We start from the raw sequence: 17881 nt of genomic DNA, 5'->3' as shown, positions 1-17881 counted from the left end.
AGACGCGGCCTCCGGCACGAACGGTTCCGGACCGCCGCCCGGGACCCCGGTGAGGCGTGCGCCACAGCACGGTGGCCGGGCCGGTCAGCCGCCGGCGGCCCGCGTCGACGGCGGTTCCTTGCTCCCGGGCCGGGCGCGCACCTCGTCCGTGCACTGGTAGCGGCGCGCCGCCTCGCCGCCGGGTCCGCCGAGGACCACGGAGCCGTCGCCCTCGGCGGCCGCCGAGTCGGAGAACGTGCAGACGATCTGGGCGAGGGCGTACGAGGTGAGGTTGCCGGGCGCGGTGCCCAGCCGCAGCGCGTCCTCCGGGTCGCCGGGCCGCGGCCCGGCCACCGTCATGCCGCCGTGCACGTCCGTGCTGTACCCGGCCTCCTTCTCGGCGGCCGACGGCTGCGCCGCGAGCTCGTCCAGCAGCCCCCGGGCCACCAGCACCCGCCGCTCGGAGTCGGCCGCGCCCTCCGGGACCCGCACGGTCCGGTCGACGGTGACCAGCGAGGAGCCGCACAGCAGGAACACCTGCACCGGCACCCCCCGCGCGGCCCGCGCCGCCCCGTCCGGCCCGGTCAGGGAGCAGCGCACCCGCGAGGGCGCCGGCCCGAAGTCCGTCGGCACCTCCGTGGCCCGGATCCCGCACCCGGCGAGCAGGACGGCGAGCACGGGAAGGGCCAGCAGACCCGGCAGACGTCGTACGTTCATCAGGTGTCCCCCCTCGCGTCCTCGCCCGTGCCGTCGCCGGTGGTCTCCCGGGCCTTCCCGGCGTCCTCACCGGCCTGCTCCGTCAGCGCCGACGCGTCCCGCGGCAGCCGCAGCGTGAACACCGCCCCGCCCTCGGGGCAGTTGGCGGCGGTGATCTCGCCGCCGTGGATGTGCGCGTTCTCCAGGGCGATGGACAGGCCCAGGCCGCTGCCCTCGGAGCGCGGCCGGGACGCGCTGGCCTTGTAGAACCGGTCGAAGACGTGCGGCAGCACGTCCTGCGGGATGCCCGGCCCGTGGTCCCGCACCTGGATGACGAGCTCGCTGTCCTCCGCGCGCACCGACACCCGCACCGGGGAGCCGCCGTGCTTGAGCGCGTTGCCGATGAGGTTGGCCAGGATCACGTCCAGGCGGCGCGGGTCCAGACGCGCGTGGATGCCCCGCTCGGCGTCCAGCTCGACCGCGTCGAGCCAGGCCCGGGCGTCGATGCAGGCGGTGATCTGGTCGGCGATGTCGACGTCGTCCGCGACGAGCCGGGCGGTGCCGGCGTCGAAGCGGGTGACCTCCATCAGGTTCTCGACCAGGTCGTTCAGCCGCCGCGTCTCGCTGACGACGAGCCGTACGGCGGGCTCGATCATCGGGTCGATGCCGCCGCTCTCGGAGTCCAGCTCCTCCTCCAGCACCTCGGTCACCGCGGTGATGGCGGTCAGCGGGGTCCGCAGCTCGTGGCTCATGTCGGCCACGAAGCGGCGGGACGCCTCGTCGCGCGCGGCCATGTCGGCGACCCGCTTCTCCAGCGCCTCGGCCGCGTTGTTGAACGTCCGTGACAGATCGGCCAGTTCGTCCGTCCCGGACACCCGCAGCCGGGTGTCCAGCTTGCCCTCGCCGAGCCGCCGGGCGGCCACCCCGAGCCGGTGCACCGGCTTCAGCACGGTCGTCGCGGCGGCCTGCGCGAGCAGCGCCGAGCCGATCAGCGCGAGCCCGGTGGCGATCCCCAGCGACCAGGCCAGCGAGTTGAGGTCCTTGGCCTCCGGCTCCAGCGACTTGAGCATGTAGCCGGTGGGACCGCCGCCGATCACCCGCGTCCCCGCCACCAGGTACGGGGTGTCGTCCTCGACGATCCGCTGCCAGTACAGGTGGAAGGCGGACCTGTTGGCGGACGTGACCTTCTGGCGCTTGTTCACCGCCTCGCGCAGCGAGGCCGGCACGTCCTGCAGCGCGAAGCCGTTCAGCCCGCCGGAGCTGCCGTACACGGTCCTGCCCTCGGCGTCCTCGGCGACCAGCAGCACGCTGAAGCGCTGGCTGCTGGTGGCCATCTGGCCGGCGGTGTGCTGCAGCTCGTCCTGCGTGGGACGCTCCGGCAGCGCGCCCGCCCGGTTCTGCATCTCCTGCTCGAAGTCGCGCAGGACGGCGTCCTGGGTACGGGTGAGCACGGCCTCGCGGTTGAGCCAGTACGCGATGCCGGACGCGGAGACGGCGGCGGTCAGCGCGACCAGCCCGAAGACGAGGACCAGCCGCAGGCGCAGGCTGGTGAAGCGCCACCGTGACAGAACCTTCTTGCGCGCCGCGGCCCAGCCGCGGCTCCCCCCTGGGTGGTGCTGTGTCACTGAGGCGGATCCAGCCGGTAGCCGACACCGCGCACGGTACGGATCAGCGTCGGGGACGACGGCACGTCCTCGACCTTGGCGCGCAGCCGCTGGACGCAGGCGTCGACGAGCCGGGAGTCACCGAGGTAGTCGTGCTCCCACACCAGCCGCAGCAGCTGCTGCCGCGACAGCGCCTGGCCCGGCCGCCGGCTCAGCTCCAGCAGCAGCCGCAGCTCGGTCGGCGTGAGCTGGAGGTCCTCGCCGTTCTTGGTGACCGTCATCGCCGCCCGGTCGATGACCAGGCTGCCGAAGGTCGCCGAGTCGCTGGACTCCCGCTCGCCGCGCCGCAGCACCGCCCGGATCCGGGCGTCGAGCACCCGTCCCTGGACCGGTTTGACGACGTAGTCGTCGGCACCGGACTCCAGACCGACGACGACGTCGATGTCGTCGTTGCGCGCGGTGAGCAGGATGATCGGCAGCTGGTCGGTGCGCCGGATGCGCCGGCACACCTCGAATCCGTCGATGCCGGGCAGCATCACGTCCAGCACGATCAGATCCGGCCGCTGCTCGCGCAGCAGCTTCAGACCGTCCTCACCGCTGGCAGCGGTCGCCACCCGGTGTCCCTGGCGCGTCAGAGAGAGCTCCAGGGCCGTCCGGATGGCGTCGTCGTCCTCGATCAGCAACAGGGAAGGCACGGGCTCATTCTGGCCCATGAGGGCCGCGCTGTTCGACCCGCGGACGCAGATGCTCCCCGGGACGGGCCCGGGAGCCCGCAGCGGGCCCCTACCGGCATCGGCTGTGGGCGGTCCGTGCCCGAGGCGTGTCCGACCCCTGTGACAGGTCTGTGACAGTCGGCGGACACGGCCATGAAGTCGCCCCGGCAGGCTTTTCGGCACAGGCAACACCGCACGAACAGCACGGCCGAAGAACCGGAAGTCCACGACGGGGGGCGCGAGATGAACACGCTGCACGGCACCAGCTCCAGCGCAGTGATCACGCGTCTGCACGACGTGCACCGGGGGAACGAGAAGTCCGGTGCCGTGAGCGGGCGGGGGTGCGCTCGCGGCACCGGGCGTCAGCACACCGCCTACATGGCGGTGGTTGACGCGAACACGGGGGAAACACACGGGGGAACCGCGTACGGGGAGGGCTCGGGGGAGCGCCGCTCGCTGTCGGAGGCGGAGTTCACCGCCTACGTCCAGGAGCGCCGCGCCTCCCTGTACGCAACCGCCTACCACCTGACCGGCGACCGCTTCGAGGCCGAGGACCTGCTGCAGAGCGCGCTGTTCTCGACGTACCGGGCGTGGGACCGGATCAGCGACAAGGCGGCGGTCGGCGGCTACCTGCGCCGCACCATGACCAACCTGCACATCAGCGCCTGGCGGCGCCGCAAGCTCAACGAGTACCCGACCGAGGAACTGCCGGAGACGCCCGGCGACACGGACGCGATGCGCGGCACCGAGCTGCGCGCGGTCCTGTGGCAGGCGCTGGCCCGGCTGCCCGAGCTCCAGCGCACCATGCTGGTCCTGCGCTACTACGAGGGCCGCACGGACCCGGAGATCGCGGAGATCCTCGACATCAGTGTCGGCACGGTGAAGTCCAGCATCTGGCGGTCGCTCCGCCGGCTGCGCGAGGACGAGGTCCTCAGCTTCGGCCGTGACGAGGTGGACGCCTTCGGCGAGTTGGTCGCCTGAGGTCAAGGGGGGCGGACCCGGGTGTGTCGGGGGAGTGACACCGGGGTCCTCCTCGCGGGACCCGGTCGCCGGGTCCCGGGGGAACGACGGGGGAAGCACCACGGGGGACGGGGGACACGGGGGAACACCACGGGGGAAGCACCACGGGGAGCGGGACTGGGAGGACCGGGGGGTCCGTCCGGTCCCGCCTTTCGTGTGCCCGGACGGGTCAGACGGCCGTGCCCGCCGTCGCGCAGCGGCCCGTCGCCGCGGCCGCCAGGCGGCCCAGTGCCTCGTCCCGGTCGCAGGCGTACGCGCCGAGCGCCGTCTGGCGGGCGATGATCGAGCGCTCCTGCCGCATCAGCCGCCAGCCCCGCCGCACCAGGAACGGCACCGACTTGCGGCCCTCCTTCAGGTCCCGCAGGAAGCGCCGGCGGAAGGTCGTCACCGGGCCGCGGCTCAGGCACAGCGCGTCGGCCAGGACGCCCAGCTCCCGGCAGCGCGTGACGATCTCGGCGGCGAAGATGCCCTCCGCGATGAACAGCGGGGTCCGGCCGATGTCGACCGTCTCGGCGCCGGTCCGGGCGCTGAGCGAGAGGTCGTAGACGGGGATGTCCGTACGGCCCGTGCCGCACAGCTCGACGATGGCGGCCACGGCCGCGTCCGCGTCCCAGGAATCCGGGTGGTCCCAGTCGATGTCGGAGCTCCCCGCGACCAGGGGCAGGGTCGGGTCGTCGCCCTCCTTGTAGAAGTCGTCGAGCCGCAGCACCGGGAGGCCGGAGCGGGCCGCGAGGAGGGACTTGCCGGAGCCGGAGGGGCCGCAGAGCAGCACGACTCGCGTGGGTATGGGCAGAGGGGAACTCACGGGACACCAGTGTGAGGCATCGACCGGGGGCCGTACGACCCTGCGGGTCGGCTTTGATGCGCGCGTCACACCTCAACTACGCTGCGGACCGACCCGATCACCCTCCGCATCAGAAGGCGGCAGCAGCCATGGCCCGACACGCGTCCCTCCCGCAGCCCACCTCCCGGCGCGCCCTGGTCGTCCTCGCGACGGCGGGGACGGTGCTCGCGGCCGGCGCGGGGACGGCCTGCGCGGACCCCGAGACGGTCGCCGGTGTGGTGCACACCCGGCCCACCTCGCTCGGCAGGATCGACCCGCAGGCCGGCCTCCAGGCGCTCACCGGCACGGTCGGGTACGTCACCGGCCCGGTCGCGGGCCTCAAGCCCAACCCGCTCGCCGGCACCGGCGTGGACCCGCTCGACAACGGCGTGGGCACCCAGCTCGCCGACTTCCGGCCGGTGACCTCCACGGCGGTGACCCGGCCGATCGCCCAGGCGTCGTCGGTCGGGGCCGTGCCGGTGATCGGCCAGGCCGCCGGCCTGCTCTCCCGGTAGGCGCGGCCCGCCCGGCGGACGGAAGCCCCGGCCCTCCGGGACGGAGGAGGGCCGGGGCTTCCGGGCTGCGGGGCCCGCGGCTAGTAGGACGAGCCGGAGGCGCCCAGGGAGCCGGTCGGGTGCCAGACCGTCTTGGTCTCCAGGAACGCCGTCAGGCGGTCGGTGCCGGGCGTGCGCGCCCAGTCGTCCACAGGCTGTGGACGGAGGACGCGCTTGAGGTTGTCGGCCGCCGCGATCTCCAGCTCCTTCGCCAGCGCCTCGTCGGCGCCCGCGAGGTCGATCGCGTTGACGTCCTGGTGCGCGGCGAGGGGGGCGGCGATCTCCGCCGTACGGCCGGACAGGACGTTGACCACGCCGCCGGGGAGGTCGGAGGTGGCCAGGACCTCGCCCAGGGACAGCGCCGGGAGCGGGGCGCGCTCGCTCGCCACCACGACCGCCGTGTTGCCGGTCGCGATCACCGGGGCGACCACCGAGGCCAGGCCCAGGAACGAGGACTCCTGCGGCGCGACGACCGCGACCACGCCCATCGGCTCGGGGGTGGAGAGGTTGAAGTACGGGCCCGCCACCGGGTTGCCGCCGCCCACCACCTGGGCGATCTTGTCGGTCCAGCCCGCGTACCAGACCCAGCGGTCGACGGCCGCCTCGACCTGCTCGGCGGCCTTGGACTTCGACAGGCCCTCGGCGTCGGCGACCTCGTGGACGAACTGGCTCTTGCGCCCCTCCAGCATCTCCGCCACGCGGTAGAGGACCTGGCCGCGGTTGTACGCCGTCGCGCCCGACCAGGCACCGAACGCCTTGCGGGCGGCGACGACCGCGTCACGGGCGTCCTTGCGGGAGGAGAGCGGCGCGTTCGCCCGCCACTTGCCCTTGGAGTCCGTCACCTCGTACACCCGGCCGCTCTCGGAACGCGGGAACTTCCCGCCGACGTACAGCTTGTAGGTCTTCAGCACGGAAAGTCGGTCAGACATCGAGGTAAGCCTCCAGGCCGTGACGGCCGCCCTCGCGGCCGAAGCCCGACTCCTTGTAGCCGCCGAACGGCGACGTCGGGTCGAACTTGTTGAACGTGTTGGACCAGACGACGCCCGCGCGGAGCTTGTTCGCCACGGCCAGGATCCGGGAGCCCTTCTCCGTCCAGACGCCCGCCGACAGGCCGTACGGCGTGTTGTTGGCCTTGGCGACGGCCTCGTCGGGCGTGCGGAAGGTCAACACCGACAGCACCGGGCCGAAGATCTCGTCGCGGGCGATGGTGTGCGCCTGGGTGACGCCGGTGAAGAGCGTCGGCGCGAACCAGTAGCCGGAGGAGGGCAGTTCGCAGGCCGGCGACCAGCGCTCGGCGCCCTCGGCCTCGCCCTGGTCGGCGAGCGCGGTGATGCGGGCCAGCTGCTCGGCGGAGTTGATCGCGCCGATGTCCGTGTTCTTGTCGAGCGGGTCGCCCAGGCGGAGGGTGGCGAGCCTGCGCTTGAGGGAGTCCAGCAGCTCGTCGTGGATCGACTCCTGGACCAGCAGCCGCGAGCCCGCGCAGCAGACCTGGCCCTGGTTGAAGAAGATGCCGCTGACGATGCCCTCGACGGCCTGGTCGATCGGGGCGTCGTCGAAGACGATGTTGGCGCCCTTGCCGCCCAGCTCCAGGGTGAGCTTCTTGCGGGTCCCCGCCACCGTGCGGGCGATCTCCTTGCCGACGGCCGTGGAGCCGGTGAAGGCCACCTTGTTCACGTCCGGGTGGGCGACCAGCGCGGCGCCCGTGTCGCCGTAGCCGGGGAGGATGTTGACGACGCCCTTGGGCAGGCCCGCCTGGCGGCAGATGTCCGCGAAGAACAGCGCGGACAGGGGGGTCGTCTCGGCGGGCTTGAGGACGACCGTGTTGCCGGTCGCCAGCGCCGGGGCGATCTTCCACGCCAGCATCAGCAGCGGGAAGTTCCAGGGGATGACCTGCCCGGCCACGCCCAGCGGCCCGGGCCGCGGGCCGAAGCCGGCGTGCTCCAGCTTGTCGGCCCAGCCCGCGTAGTAGAAGAAGTGCGCGGCGACCAGCGGGAGGTCGGCGTCGCGGGTCTCCCTGATGGGCTTGCCGTTGTCCAGGGTCTCCAGGACCGCGAGCTCGCGGGAGCGCTCCTGGATGATCCGGGCGATGCGGAACAGGTACTTCGCCCGCTCGGAGCCGGGCAGCGCCGACCACTTCTCGAACGCCTTGCGGGCGGCCTGCACCGCGCGGTCGACGTCGGCCTCGCCGGCCCGGGCGACCTCGGACAGCACCTCCTCGGTGCTGGGCGAGACGGTCTTGAAGACCTTGCCGTCGGCGGCCTCGGTGAACTCGCCGTCCACGAACAGGCCGTAGGACGGGGCGATGTCGACCACCGAGCGGGACTCGGGGGCCGGTGCGTACTCGAATGCGGAAGCCATGGTGATCAGTCCACCGTCACGTAGTCGGGGCCGGAGTAGCGGCCGGTGGCCAGCTTCTGCCGCTGCATCAGCAGGTCGTTCAGGAGCGAGGAGGCGCCGAAGCGGAACCAGTGGTTGTCCAGCCAGTCCGCGCCGGCGGTCTCGTTGACCAGGACCAGGAACTTGACGGCGTCCTTGCTGGTGCGGATGCCGCCGGCCGGCTTCACGCCCACCTGGACGCCGGTCTGCGCGCGGAAGTCGCGCACGGCCTCCAGCATGAGGAGGGTGTTGGCGGGGGTCGCGTTGACGGCGACCTTGCCGGTCGAGGTCTTGATGAAGTCGGCCCCGGCCAGCATGCCGAGCCAGCTCGCGCGGCGGATGTTGTCGTACGTCGACAGCTCGCCCGTCTCGAAGATGACCTTCAGGCGGGCGCCGGTCCCGCAGGCCTCCTTCACCGCGGTGATCTCGTCGTACACCTTCAGGTAGTTCCCCGCGAGGAAGGCCCCGCGGTCGATGACCATGTCGATCTCGTCGGCGCCCGCGGCCACGGCCTCCCGGACGTCGGCCAGCTTCACGGCGATCGGGGCGCGGCCCGCCGGGAAGGCGGTGGCCACCGAGGCGACCTTCACGCCGGAGCCGGCGACGGCCTCCTTGGCGACGGCCACCATGTCGGGGTAGACGCAGACCGCGGCCGTGGCGGGGGCGGTGCGGTCGGTCGGGTCGGGGCGGACCGCCTTCGCGCCGAGCGCCCGGACCTTGCCCGGGGTGTCCGCGCCTTCCAGCGTCGTCAGGTCGACCATCGAGATGGCGAGGTCGATGGCGTACGCCTTCGCGGTCGTCTTGATCGAACGGGTGCCGAGGGAGGCGGCGCGCGCCTCCAGGCCGACCGCGTCGACGCCGGGCAGCCCGTGGAGGAAGCGGCGCAGCGTGCTGTCGGACGCGGTGACATCCGTGAGTGCGTGAGCGCTGGGGGTACCTCCCGCGCGCTCGGCGGCGGGGGAGGGTGCAGTACGGGGCATGGTCACCAGACGAGCATATCTACGCGCGTAGCGGGTGTACAGCCCCCGGAGTCCGTCCCGTGCGGCCCCCACCGCGTGAGAGCCCGCCGCGGGCCTCGGGCAGAATCGGGACCATGACGTCCCCCGAGCACCAGTCACCAGCGCCCCGGCCCTCGGAGCCCGAGTACCACGAACGGGTCCACCGGTCGGTAGCGGGCATCGTCGGAGGCGTCCTGCTGCTCGGCGTCGCGGGCTGGATCGGCGTCGACGCGGTCGTCACCGGCGAGGGCCGCGCCCCGTGGCTGGTGCTCGCCGCCCTGCTGCTCGCCGTACCGCTGGTGGTCGCCTTCACCCTGCGCCCCGCGGTGTACGTCGGCGCGGACCGGCTGCGGGTGCGCAATCCGTTCCGCACCGTCGTCCTGCCCTGGGGCCAGGTCGCCGGACTGCGCTCGGGCTACTCCAACGAGGTGGTGTCCGCCGCCGGCGCCAAGTACCAGCTGTGGGCCCTGCCCGTGTCGCTGCGCGCCCGCAAGAGGGCGGCCCGTCAGGGGATGCGCGCCACCGCCGACCGGGCGGCCGGGCCGCGGCCGGGCGGCTTCGCGCGCGGCGGCCCCGGTGGCGGCTTCGGGCCGGGCGGGGGCGCCGTGCCGGAGGGGCCGGTGCGGGCGGCGACCGACCAGATCATGGACGACCTGCGGCAGCTGCACGCCGACCGGCAGGAGGCCAAGACGGCCCAGGGCGAGGTCCGCGTGCGCTGGGCGTACGAGATCGCCGGGCCGGCGGTGGCCGGGGCGGTGCTGCTGGCCGTGCTGCTGGCGGTGGGGTGACGGGGCGCCGCCGCCGATGTGCCGCGGGCTTCGCGGGGCCGGGGCCGGCGGGCGGGGTGTTCCGGCGGGCGCCGGGGCGTACCGGGAGCTGACGCACCGGGCCTTCGACGGGCCACGGGGAGCCGGCGCGCGAGGTCCCCGGGGCACCGCGCCCACGGGGACGACGACCGCGGGACGACCGTCCGCAACCCCGGGCGCCGTACGCGCGTCCGGTCGGCGACGGATGCGCACACACGGCCCCTGCCGCTGCCCGCCGCCGCCCTGCCCGACGGCTGCCCCGCCCGGGACACCGGGCAGGCGCGGCGCCGGACCCGGGCGCTGCCGCCGCGCCGGGTGCCGGTGCGGCCGCGGACGCCGTACGCCGAGGCCCTGGCGGTGGGCCTGGTGGCCGTCACCGTGGCGTCGGCCCGTGCGGGACTGCCCGCGTACCTGGCGCCGCTGCCGCCGCTGCTCGTCCTGTGGGTGCTGGTGCGCCCCGAGGCGGTGCGGGCCGCCGCCCCCGCCCTGGTCGCCGACCTCACCGCCCTCCGCCTCGACCCCGCCCTGCGCCCCACCGGCGAGAGCGCCCCACGGGAGCGCGGGGCCCGCTGTGGCCGTCGGCGCTGCTGCCGGCCGTGGCGTGGCCGGCGCTGGTCGGGTGCGTGCGGTGGTGGCGGTAGGGCCCGCCGCGCCCCGGCCCCCCCGGATCAGGGCGCGCTCGGCCAGACGAGGAGCATGTACGCCCCGAAGTACGCCGAACCGGTGACCGCCGTGGCCAGGGCGAGGGCGCGGCAGCGGCGCGACACCCGTGACAGGTGCACGGCCAGCGGGAGCAGCAGGGGGAAGGCGGGCAGCAGGAAGCGGGCGCGCGGGAAGTAGACGCCGCCGCTGGTCAGGACGATCGCCAGCAGGGTGCCGGTGAAGAGCAGCACCGGCAGCGGCTGGCGGTCCGCCACCGACAGGGCGAACAGGACCGTCGAGGCGATCAGGGTCACGGTCACCAGGACCATGAACAGGTCGGGCGTGTGGTCCTGGACCAGGTGCTCCCGCATCCGACGCAGGGTCTTCGCGCCGCCGTCCATCTCGTTGTGCCACAGGCGCTGCACGGCGAAGTAGCCGTCCCAGCGGCCCAGCCGTAGCCCCACCCAGCCGACGTACCCGCACCAGCCGAGCGGGGCGAGGGCGGCGGCCGCGAGGGCGCACGCGCGCGCGTGGGGGCGGCGCGCTCCGCCGGACGTCCGCAGGGAGAGCAGGGCCGCGACCGAGACCGCCGCCGCCAGGGCGATGCCGGTCGGGCGGGTCAGGCCCGCCAGGGCCGCGCAGGCGGCGGCCGTGAGCAGGCGGCCGGTGAGCACCGCGTACAGCGACCAGGCCACGAAGGCGGTGAACAGCGACTCCGTGTAGCCCATCCACTGCACCAGGGCGACCGGGTGCGCGGCCCACAGGGTGGTCAGCAGGATGCCGACGCGGCGGTCGTGCAGGCGGTCGCCGACCGCGAAGACGCCCCAGGCGGCCACGAGGGAGGCCACCACGGCGACGCACAGGCCGACGGTGGCGCGGCTGCCCGGGGTCACGCCCGCGACGGCCTTGACCAGGACCGGGTAGAGCGGGAAGAAGGCCAGGTCGTTCTTGTTGTACGCGGTGCCGAGCTCGCGTGTGTAGCCGTGGTCGGCGATGGCGAGGTACCAGTCGGCGTCCCACTGGCTCGCCAGCAGCGGATGGATCTCCAGGTGCCGGCGGTGCGCCCAGGCGGCCAGGACGAGCAGGCCCGTGGTGCGGACGGCGACGTAGGCGGCCAGGGCCGGGGCGGCGCGGCGCAGCGCGCGGCCCAGCACGGCCGGAAGGCGCGGGGCCCGGGGGCCGGGGCCCGTGCCGGGCCGGCGGGGCTGCGGGGCGCGGTGCCGCCGGAGATCCGGGGCGGGGCCGCTGCGGGGGATGTCGGTGGCGGTCGTGGACACTGCGGCGGCCTCCTGGGACTCGGGGGCGGTGGGGCGCGGTACGGCGGTGCGTACCGGTTCCACCGTTGCCCGGGGAGGGCGGCCACAGGGGGCGTGGACGTCGGCTGCGCTGCGGAATCACCCGTCGGGGTGCCCGCCGACGGGGTGTCCGTCCGTCGCCGGGGTGGTCCTGGGGACCACCCCGGCGACCGGTCGGCCGGGTGCGGTCAGATGCCGGCCGCGGCCGACAGGTCGCGCTTGACGGCCGCCAGCAGGTCCGCCGCCTTCGCGCGGGCCGCGGGCAGGTCGGCGTGCGCGGCCACCGGCACCACGACCTCCAGGTAGCACTTCAGCTTGGGCTCCGTGCCGCTCGGGCGGACGATCACGCGCGCGCCGTCGAGGGTGTAGCGCAGGCCGTCGGTGGGCGGCAGGGTCTCGGTGCCGCGGGTGAGGTCCTCGGAGCGGGTGACCGGCAGTCCGCCGAGGCGGGCCGGGGGCCGCTCCCGCAGGCGGCGCATCGCGGCCGCGATGAGGGAGAGGTCCTGGACGCGGACCGAGAGCTGGTCGGTGGCGTGCAGGCCGTGCTCCACGGCCAGGTCGTCCAGCAGGTCCAGGAGGGTGCGGCCCTCGGCCTTCAGTTCGGAGGCGAGCTCGGTGACGAGGAGGGCCGCGGTGATGCCGTCCTTGTCGCGGACGCCGTCGGGGTCGACGCAGTAGCCGAGGGCCTCCTCGTAGCCGTAGCGCAGGCCCTCGGCGCGGGCGATCCACTTGAAGCCGGTGAGGGTCTCGACGTGCCGCACGCCCGCCGCGCCGGCGATCCGGCCGAGCAGCGAGGAGGAGACGATCGACTCGGCGAACGTGCCGGTGGCGCCGCGCCGGACGAGGTGCGCGGCGAGCAGGGAGCCGACCTCGTCGCCCCGGAGCATCCGCCAGCCGGTGTCCGGCGCCTGCGGGTCCCGCACGGCCACGGCGCAGCGGTCGGCGTCCGGGTCGTTGGCGATGACCAGGTCGGGCCCGGCCTCGCGGGCCGTGGCGAACGCCAGGTCCATCGCGCCGGGCTCCTCCGGGTTGGGGAACGCGACGGTCGGGAAGTCCGGGTCGGGATCGGCCTGCTCGGCGACGAGGACCGGCTCGGGGAAGCCGGCGCGGGCGAAGGCGGCCAGCAGGACGTCCTTGCCGACGCCGTGCATCGCCGTGTAGACGGTCCGGGCGGTGCGGGGCGAGCCGGGGGCCAGGACGGCGTCCGTACGGGCGAGGTAGGCGTCCAGGACGGTGTCGTCGAGGGTCTCCCAGCCCTCGGTGGGGCGGGGGACGACCGTGAGGGACGGGACGGCCGCGATCTCGGCGGCGATCTCCGCGTCGGCGGGCGGCACGATCTGGGAACCGTCACCGAGGTAGACCTTGTAGCCGTTGTCCCGGGGCGGGTTGTGGCTGGCGGTGACCTCCACGCCGGCGACCGCGCCGAGGTGCCTGATCGCGAAGGCCAGCACGGGCGTGGGCAGCGGGCGGGGCAGCACGGCCGCGCGCAGGCCGGCGCCGGTCATGACGGAGGCGGTGTCGCGGGCGAAGTCGGCCGACTTGTGGCGGGCGTCGTAGCCGATGACGACCAGGCCGCCCTCGTGGCCGTTCTTCCGCAGGTACGCGGCGAGGCCGGCGGCGGCGCGGATGACGACCGAGCGGTTCATGCGCATCGGGCCGGCGCCGAGTTCGCCGCGCAGGCCGGCGGTGCCGAACTGGAGGGTGCCGCCGAAGCGTGCGGCGAGCTCGGCGTGGTCCCCGGCGTCGATGAGCCGGGCGAGTTCCGCACGCGTCTCCGCGTCGGGGTCCTCGGCCAGCCACGCCTGGGCCTGTGCGATGAGGTCGTCTTGCACGGTCGGTCGCCTCTCGTTGTGGTGGTGGTTCCGGTACGGGGAGCCGGCGCGGGCCGGCGGGAGCGGGGTACGGGGGCGGCTCGGCCGCGGGCGGCACCCCGCGGCGCCGGGCCGTGCGGTGCGGCACCCCGCGCACCCGCGCCGGGTACCCGTCGGCGCGGCCGGGCCCGGCCGCGCCGGAGGTCTACAGCCGCTCCAGCACCTGCGCGAGCAGCGACCCCATGCGCGTCGCCGAGTCGCGGCCCGCCTGGAGGACCTCCTCGTGGTTCAGCGGCTCGCCGGTCATGCCCGCGGCCAGGTTGGTCACCAGGGAGATGCCGAGGATCTCCGCGCCCGCCTCGCGCGCGGCGATGGCCTCCAGGACCGTCGACATGCCCACCAGGTCCGCGCCGATGACCCGGGCCATGCGGATCTCGGCCGGCGTCTCGTAGTGGGGGCCGGGGAACTGCGCGTAGACGCCCTCCTCCAGCGTGGGGTCGACCTCCTTGCACAGGGCGCGCAGGCGCGGCGAGTACAGGTCGGTGAGGTCGACGAAGTTCGCGCCGACGATCGGGGACGTCGCCGTGAGGTTGATGTGGTCGCTGATCAGGACCGGCTGGCCGGGGCGCATGCCCTCGCGCAGGCCGCCGCAGCCGTTGGTCAGGACGATCGTCTTGCAGCCCGCCGACACGGCGGTGCGGACGCCGTGGGCGACGGCGGCGACGCCGCGGCCCTCGTAGTAGTGGGTGCGGCCCAGGAAGACCAGCGCGCGCTTGTCGCCGATCCGGTACGAGCGGATCTTGCCTCCGTGGCCCTCGACCGCCGGCGGCGGGAAGCCGGGCAGCTCGGTGACCTGGAACTCGGCGTCGGGAGCGCCGAGGGCGTCCACGGCCGGCGCCCAGCCGGAGCCCATCACGAGGGCGACGTCGTGGATCTCGGCGCCCGTGAGCTCGCGCAGGCGAGCGGCGGCGGCGTCGGCGGCGGCGTACGGGTCGCCCTGGATGTCGTCCGGAAGAAGAGAAGCGTTCACGCCGATGAGGGTAGCCGGTCTCGGCCTACGCGCGTAGATGACAGAGCTGACGAGAGGACGATCGTTGTCTTGTCGTTTCCGACGGGACGGTGCGCGGGAGGGGGCGCGGCGCGTCAGCAGGGGCGCTTGCGGAGCTCCATGACGTAGTCGTGCGGGGCGCCGGCCGACTCGGCCGCGTCCGCGACCTCGCCCAGGTAGCGGGCGGAGGGCAGGCCGCCCTCGTAGGAGTTCAGGACGTACGTCCACGCCCGCTCCTCGCCCTCCAGGGTGTGCACCCGGATGCGCGTCCGGCGGTATATGTCCATCCCGACGCCCTCCCAGCGGTCCAGCGACTCCTCGTCCATCGGGGCGAGGTCGTAGAGCGCCACGAAGACCTGGGACAGCGGGTCCTCGACGATCGTCGCCAGCGCGCCGTCCCAGCCCATGTGCTCGCCGCCGAAGGTCAGCCGCCAGCCGTTCAGCCAGCCGGTGGCGCGCAGCGGCGAGTGCGGGGCGCGGCGCGTCATCAGCCGCGCGTCGAGATTGCCGGCGTACGCGGCGTAGAGCGACATGGGGAGAGCGTACGGCAGGCGGCACCGGCGTCACTCCGGTAACGGAGGGGGCACGGCCGGGCCCCCGGGCGGTCGCACGTTGAAGGGTGCGGGACAATGGAGTACGTGACTCGGATCGTGATCATCGGTGGCGGACCCGGCGGATACGAAGCGGCGCTGGTCGCCGCGCAACTCGGTGCGGAGGTGACCGTCGTCGACCGCGACGGTCTGGGCGGAGCGTCGGTCCTGACCGACTGCGTGCCGTCGAAGACCCTCATCGCCACGGCCGAGGTGATGACCACCTTCGACTCCTCGTACGAGGAGCTGGGCATCATCGTCGCCGACGACACCCCGCCCCTGGAGCAGGCCGCCCGGATCATCGGCGTGGACCTCGGCAAGGTCAACCGGCGCGTGAAGCGGCTGGCGCTCGCGCAGTCGCACGACATCGCCGCCTCCGTCACCCGCGCGGGCGCCCGGGTGCTGCGCGGGCGCGGCCGGCTGGAGGGCATGCAGGCCCTCGACGGGTCGCGCAAGGTCGTGGTGACCGCCGCGGACGGCTCCGAGGAGACGCTCACCGCCGACGCCGTGCTCATCGCCACCGGCGGGCACCCGCGCGAGCTGCCCGACGCCCGCCCCGACGGCGAGCGGATCCTGAACTGGACCCAGGTCTACGACCTCACCGAGCTCCCCGAGGAGCTCATCGTGGTCGGGTCCGGCGTCACGGGCGCCGAGTTCGCCGGCGCCTACCAGGCCCTGGGCTCCAAGGTGACGCTCGTGTCGTCCCGCGACCGCGTGCTGCCCGGCGAGGACCCCGACGCCGCCGCCGTGCTGGAGGACGTCTTCCGGCGGCGCGGCATGAACGTCATGGCCCGCTCCCGCGCCCAGTCCGCCAAGCGGGTCGGCGACCGGGTCGAGGTCACCCTGGCCGACGGGCGTGTCATCACCGGCTCGCACTGCCTGATGGCCGTCGGCGCCGTCCCCAACAGCGCGGGCATGGGCCTGGAGGAGGCCGGGGTCAAGCTGCGCGACTCCGGGCACATCTGGACCGACAAGGTCTCCCGCACGACCGCTCCGGGCGTCTACGCGGCCGGTGACGTGACCGGCGTGTTCGCCCTCGCGTCCGTCGCCGCCATGCAGGGGCGCATCGCCATGTACCACTTCCTCGGCGACGCGGTGGCCCCGCTCAACCTGAAGACCGTCTCGTCGAACGTCTTCACCGACCCGGAGATCGCGACCGTCGGCTACACCCAGGCCGACGTCGACGGGGGGAAGATCGACGCCCGGGCCGTGAAGCTGCCGCTGCTGCGCAACCCGCGCGCGAAGATGCAGGGCATCCGCGACGGCTTCGTCAAGATCTTCTGCCGGCCGGGCACCGGGATCGTGGTCGGCGGTGTCGTCGTGGCGCCCCGGGCCTCGGAACTGATCCACCCCATCTCGATCGCGGTCGACAACAATCTGACGGTCGAGCAGATCGCGAACGCCTTCACCGTGTACCCCTCCCTGTCGGGGTCGATCGCGGAGGTCGCCCGCCAGCTGCACACCCGCAAGACGTCCGGCGACGTCTGACGCGCCCCGGCCCGCACGACTCCCCGCTGGTCACGGGGAGTCGTCGGCCGCGCGGGCGGCACGGGCGGGCGGTCTGGGCCCCTATACCACTTCATGCCCCGCTGTGCGAACAACTTCTGCTATTCGGCGCATACTGCTGAAAGCAGACGGTCGTTGGGGTTACTGTCAGTTTCGTGTTCGCTGCAGAACGTCGCCAATTGATCCTCGAAATGGTGCGTGCGAACGGGGCCGTGTCGCTCCGTGAGCTCGCCCGCGTCGTCCAGACCTCCGAAGTGACCGTACGGCGGGACGTGCGCGCGCTGGAGGCAGAAGGACTCCTCGACCGCCGGCACGGCGGTGCGGTCCTGCCGGGCGGATTCACACGGGAGTCCGGCTTCCCGCAGAAGTCCCATCTCGCGACCGCCGAGAAGACCGCCATCGCCGACCTCGCCGCCAACTTCGTGGAGGAGGGCGAGGCCATCGTGGTCGGGGCGGGCACCACCACGCAGGAGCTGGCGCGCCGGCTGGCCCGGGTGCCCGGGCTGACGGTCGTCACCAACTCCCTGCTGGTGGCCCAGGCGCTGGCCCACGCCAACCGGGTCGAGGTCGTGATGACCGGCGGCACGCTGCGCGGTTCGAACTACGCCCTGGTCGGCAGCGGGGCCGAGCAGTCCCTGCAGGGCCTGCGGGTGTCGCGCGCCTTCCTCTCCGGCAGCGGGCTGACCGCCGAGCGGGGGCTGTCCACGTCCAACATGCTGTCGGCGTCCGTCGACCGGGCGCTGGTGCAGGCCGCCGCGGAGGTCGTCGTCCTCGCCGACCACACCAAGCTCGGCACCGACACGATGTTCCAGACCGTGCCGACCGACCTCATCACCCGGCTCGTGACGGACGAGCCGCCCGCCCACGACGACCGGTCGGCCACCGAGTTGCAGGCGCTGGCCGACCAGGGGGTGCAGATCGCCGTGGCCGGGGTGCCCGGTGCGTCCGCGGGGCACGCCGGCTCCACGGGCCCGGGGGGTGATCCGGCCCCGGCGCGTCAGCAGCGCCGGGACGTGTCGCTGCCCGGACCGCGCCGTCAGGTGCCCGGCGCGGGAGCGGGGCTGCGCGGCGCCGCCGTGCACGGTGAGCAGGGGGCGGAGCGGGCGAGGGTGGCGGATCTGCGGAGGCGGTGAAGCGGGCCGGCCCACGGCCGGCCCGGCCCCTGCCCGCGCGGGGGACCCCCGCCCCGGCGGCACGCGTGCCCCGCGGCCGAGCGTCCCCGGACGTCCGGCCGGCGGCGGGCGCCACAGCCGCCCGCCGCCGGAGTGGGCCGTCAGTCCTTGATCTCGCAGATGGGGGCGCCGGAGGTGAGGGCGGCGCCGACCTCGGCGGTCAGGCCCTTGATGGTGCCGGCCTTGTGGGCGTTGAGGGGCTGTTCCATCTTCATGGCCTCCAGGACGACGATGAGGTCGCCCTCCTC

General features: G+C 74.2%; 17 protein-coding genes. 5 read left to right on the top strand and 12 right to left on the bottom strand.

Features of this window, described 5'->3' with window-relative positions:
- Nucleotides 1-84: 84 nt before the first annotated feature.
- The 3 genes from ACIF8T_RS17525 to afsQ1 are packed head-to-tail and all read right to left on the bottom strand — an operon-like array spanning nucleotide 85 to nucleotide 2974.
- Nucleotides 85-696 carry a hypothetical protein gene (locus ACIF8T_RS17525; protein ID WP_400035906.1) on the bottom strand — a complete coding sequence of 204 codons (612 nt, stop codon included), beginning with the start codon at nucleotides 694-696 and terminating at the stop codon, nucleotides 85-87.
- The gene (locus tag ACIF8T_RS17520; protein ID WP_400035904.1) at nucleotides 696-2300 is read right to left on the bottom strand and encodes an ATP-binding protein; all 1605 of its coding nucleotides are present in this window, start codon (nucleotides 2298-2300) and stop codon (nucleotides 696-698) included. The genes ACIF8T_RS17525 and ACIF8T_RS17520 overlap by 1 nt, the downstream gene beginning before the upstream one ends.
- Nucleotides 2297-2974 carry a two-component system response regulator AfsQ1 gene (afsQ1, locus tag ACIF8T_RS17515; RefSeq protein ID WP_189908514.1) on the bottom strand — a complete coding sequence of 226 codons (678 nt, stop codon included), beginning with the start codon at nucleotides 2972-2974 and terminating at the stop codon, nucleotides 2297-2299. The genes ACIF8T_RS17520 and afsQ1 overlap by 4 nt, the downstream gene beginning before the upstream one ends.
- A 261-nt stretch (nucleotides 2975-3235) precedes the next feature.
- Between afsQ1 and ACIF8T_RS17510 the strand changes: the two genes are divergently transcribed.
- The gene (locus ACIF8T_RS17510; RefSeq protein ID WP_400035902.1) at nucleotides 3236-3973 is read left to right on the top strand and encodes a SigE family RNA polymerase sigma factor; all 738 of its coding nucleotides are present in this window, start codon (nucleotides 3236-3238) and stop codon (nucleotides 3971-3973) included.
- Between the two features lie 208 nt (nucleotides 3974-4181).
- On the opposite strand, the gene ACIF8T_RS17505 is transcribed toward ACIF8T_RS17510, so the two are convergent.
- Entirely contained in the window at nucleotides 4182-4886 is a 705-nt protein-coding gene (locus tag ACIF8T_RS17505; protein ID WP_400035900.1) for a uridine kinase, read from the bottom strand.
- 59 nt (nucleotides 4887-4945) lie between these two features.
- Between ACIF8T_RS17505 and ACIF8T_RS17500 the strand changes: the two genes are divergently transcribed.
- Nucleotides 4946-5350, top strand: coding sequence for a hypothetical protein (locus ACIF8T_RS17500; protein ID WP_400035898.1), 405 nt, complete (start codon nucleotides 4946-4948; stop codon nucleotides 5348-5350).
- An 80-nt stretch (nucleotides 5351-5430) separates the two neighbouring features.
- Here the strand turns inward: ACIF8T_RS17500 and ACIF8T_RS17495 are convergent, their stop codons facing one another.
- The 3 genes from ACIF8T_RS17495 to deoC are packed head-to-tail and all read right to left on the bottom strand — an operon-like array spanning nucleotide 5431 to nucleotide 8745.
- Complete coding sequence (locus ACIF8T_RS17495) at nucleotides 5431-6318, bottom strand: aldehyde dehydrogenase family protein (RefSeq protein WP_400035896.1); 888 nt, start codon at nucleotides 6316-6318, stop codon at nucleotides 5431-5433.
- Nucleotides 6311-7747, bottom strand: coding sequence for an aldehyde dehydrogenase family protein (locus ACIF8T_RS17490; protein ID WP_400035894.1), 1437 nt, complete (start codon nucleotides 7745-7747; stop codon nucleotides 6311-6313). Before ACIF8T_RS17490 ends, ACIF8T_RS17495 begins: the two co-directional genes overlap by 8 nt.
- A gap of 5 nt (nucleotides 7748-7752) precedes the next feature.
- Nucleotides 7753-8745 (bottom strand): deoxyribose-phosphate aldolase, encoded by a 993-nt coding sequence (gene deoC, locus ACIF8T_RS17485; protein ID WP_400036402.1) that lies wholly within the window; start codon nucleotides 8743-8745, stop codon nucleotides 7753-7755.
- A 113-nt stretch (nucleotides 8746-8858) separates the two neighbouring features.
- On the opposite strand from deoC, the gene ACIF8T_RS17480 reads away from it, so the two are divergent.
- A complete protein-coding gene (locus tag ACIF8T_RS17480) occupies nucleotides 8859-9551 on the top strand; it encodes a PH domain-containing protein (protein WP_400035892.1) in 693 nt (230 codons plus the stop codon).
- A gap of 686 nt (nucleotides 9552-10237) precedes the next feature.
- Here ACIF8T_RS17480 and ACIF8T_RS17475 read toward each other — a convergent pair.
- The 4 genes from ACIF8T_RS17475 to ACIF8T_RS17460 form a co-directional block, all read right to left on the bottom strand.
- Complete coding sequence (locus tag ACIF8T_RS17475) at nucleotides 10238-11488, bottom strand: hypothetical protein (RefSeq protein ID WP_400035890.1); 1251 nt, start codon at nucleotides 11486-11488, stop codon at nucleotides 10238-10240.
- 206 nt (nucleotides 11489-11694) lie between these two features.
- Complete coding sequence (locus ACIF8T_RS17470; RefSeq protein ID WP_400035889.1) at nucleotides 11695-13338, bottom strand: phospho-sugar mutase; 1644 nt, start codon at nucleotides 13336-13338, stop codon at nucleotides 11695-11697.
- Nucleotides 13339-13522: 184 nt separating this feature from the next.
- A complete protein-coding gene (locus ACIF8T_RS17465; RefSeq protein WP_400035887.1) occupies nucleotides 13523-14347 on the bottom strand; it encodes a purine-nucleoside phosphorylase in 825 nt (274 codons plus the stop codon).
- Between the two features lie 113 nt (nucleotides 14348-14460).
- Entirely contained in the window at nucleotides 14461-14898 is a 438-nt protein-coding gene (locus ACIF8T_RS17460; protein WP_400035885.1) for a gamma-glutamylcyclotransferase, read from the bottom strand.
- A 96-nt stretch (nucleotides 14899-14994) separates the two neighbouring features.
- On the opposite strand from ACIF8T_RS17460, the gene ACIF8T_RS17455 reads away from it, so the two are divergent.
- Both ACIF8T_RS17455 and ACIF8T_RS17450 read left to right on the top strand, forming a co-directional pair.
- Entirely contained in the window at nucleotides 14995-16443 is a 1449-nt protein-coding gene (locus tag ACIF8T_RS17455) for an NAD(P)H-quinone dehydrogenase (protein ID WP_400035883.1), read from the top strand.
- Between the two features lie 173 nt (nucleotides 16444-16616).
- Nucleotides 16617-17594 carry a DeoR/GlpR family DNA-binding transcription regulator gene (locus tag ACIF8T_RS17450; protein WP_400035881.1) on the top strand — a complete coding sequence of 326 codons (978 nt, stop codon included), beginning with the start codon at nucleotides 16617-16619 and terminating at the stop codon, nucleotides 17592-17594.
- Between the two features lie 140 nt (nucleotides 17595-17734).
- Here ACIF8T_RS17450 and ACIF8T_RS17445 read toward each other — a convergent pair.
- Nucleotides 17735-17881, bottom strand: a 147-nt coding sequence (locus ACIF8T_RS17445) for an acetyl-CoA carboxylase biotin carboxyl carrier protein subunit (RefSeq protein WP_400036400.1), incomplete at its 5' end; no start/stop codon positions are given.

This window comes from Streptomyces sp. NPDC085946, assembly GCF_044540485.1.
GTDB lineage: Bacteria > Actinomycetota > Actinomycetes > Streptomycetales > Streptomycetaceae > Streptomyces.
Note: the sequence above shows the minus strand (reverse complement) of the source record. Positions and strands in the feature narration are given on the sequence as shown.

Bases quoted from the DNA above. Each gene is read 5' to 3' on its own strand.
- ACIF8T_RS17525 (WP_400035906.1), bottom strand. From the start codon at position 696: ATGAACGTACGACGTCTGCCGGGTCTGCTGGCCCTTCCCGTGCTCGCC.
- ACIF8T_RS17510 (WP_400035902.1), top strand. From the start codon at position 3,236: ATGAACACGCTGCACGGCACCAGCTCCAGCGCAGTGATCACGCGTCTG.
- ACIF8T_RS17500 (WP_400035898.1), top strand. From the start codon at position 4,946: ATGGCCCGACACGCGTCCCTCCCGCAGCCCACCTCCCGGCGCGCCCTG.
- ACIF8T_RS17495 (WP_400035896.1), bottom strand. From the start codon at position 6,318: ATGTCTGACCGACTTTCCGTGCTGAAGACCTACAAGCTGTACGTCGGC.
- ACIF8T_RS17490 (WP_400035894.1), bottom strand. From the start codon at position 7,747: ATGGCTTCCGCATTCGAGTACGCACCGGCCCCCGAGTCCCGCTCGGTG.
- deoC (WP_400036402.1), bottom strand. From the start codon at position 8,745: ATGCCCCGTACTGCACCCTCCCCCGCCGCCGAGCGCGCGGGAGGTACC.
- ACIF8T_RS17480 (WP_400035892.1), top strand. From the start codon at position 8,859: ATGACGTCCCCCGAGCACCAGTCACCAGCGCCCCGGCCCTCGGAGCCC.
- ACIF8T_RS17460 (WP_400035885.1), bottom strand. From the start codon at position 14,898: ATGTCGCTCTACGCCGCGTACGCCGGCAATCTCGACGCGCGGCTGATG.
- ACIF8T_RS17455 (WP_400035883.1), top strand. From the start codon at position 14,995: ATGGAGTACGTGACTCGGATCGTGATCATCGGTGGCGGACCCGGCGGA.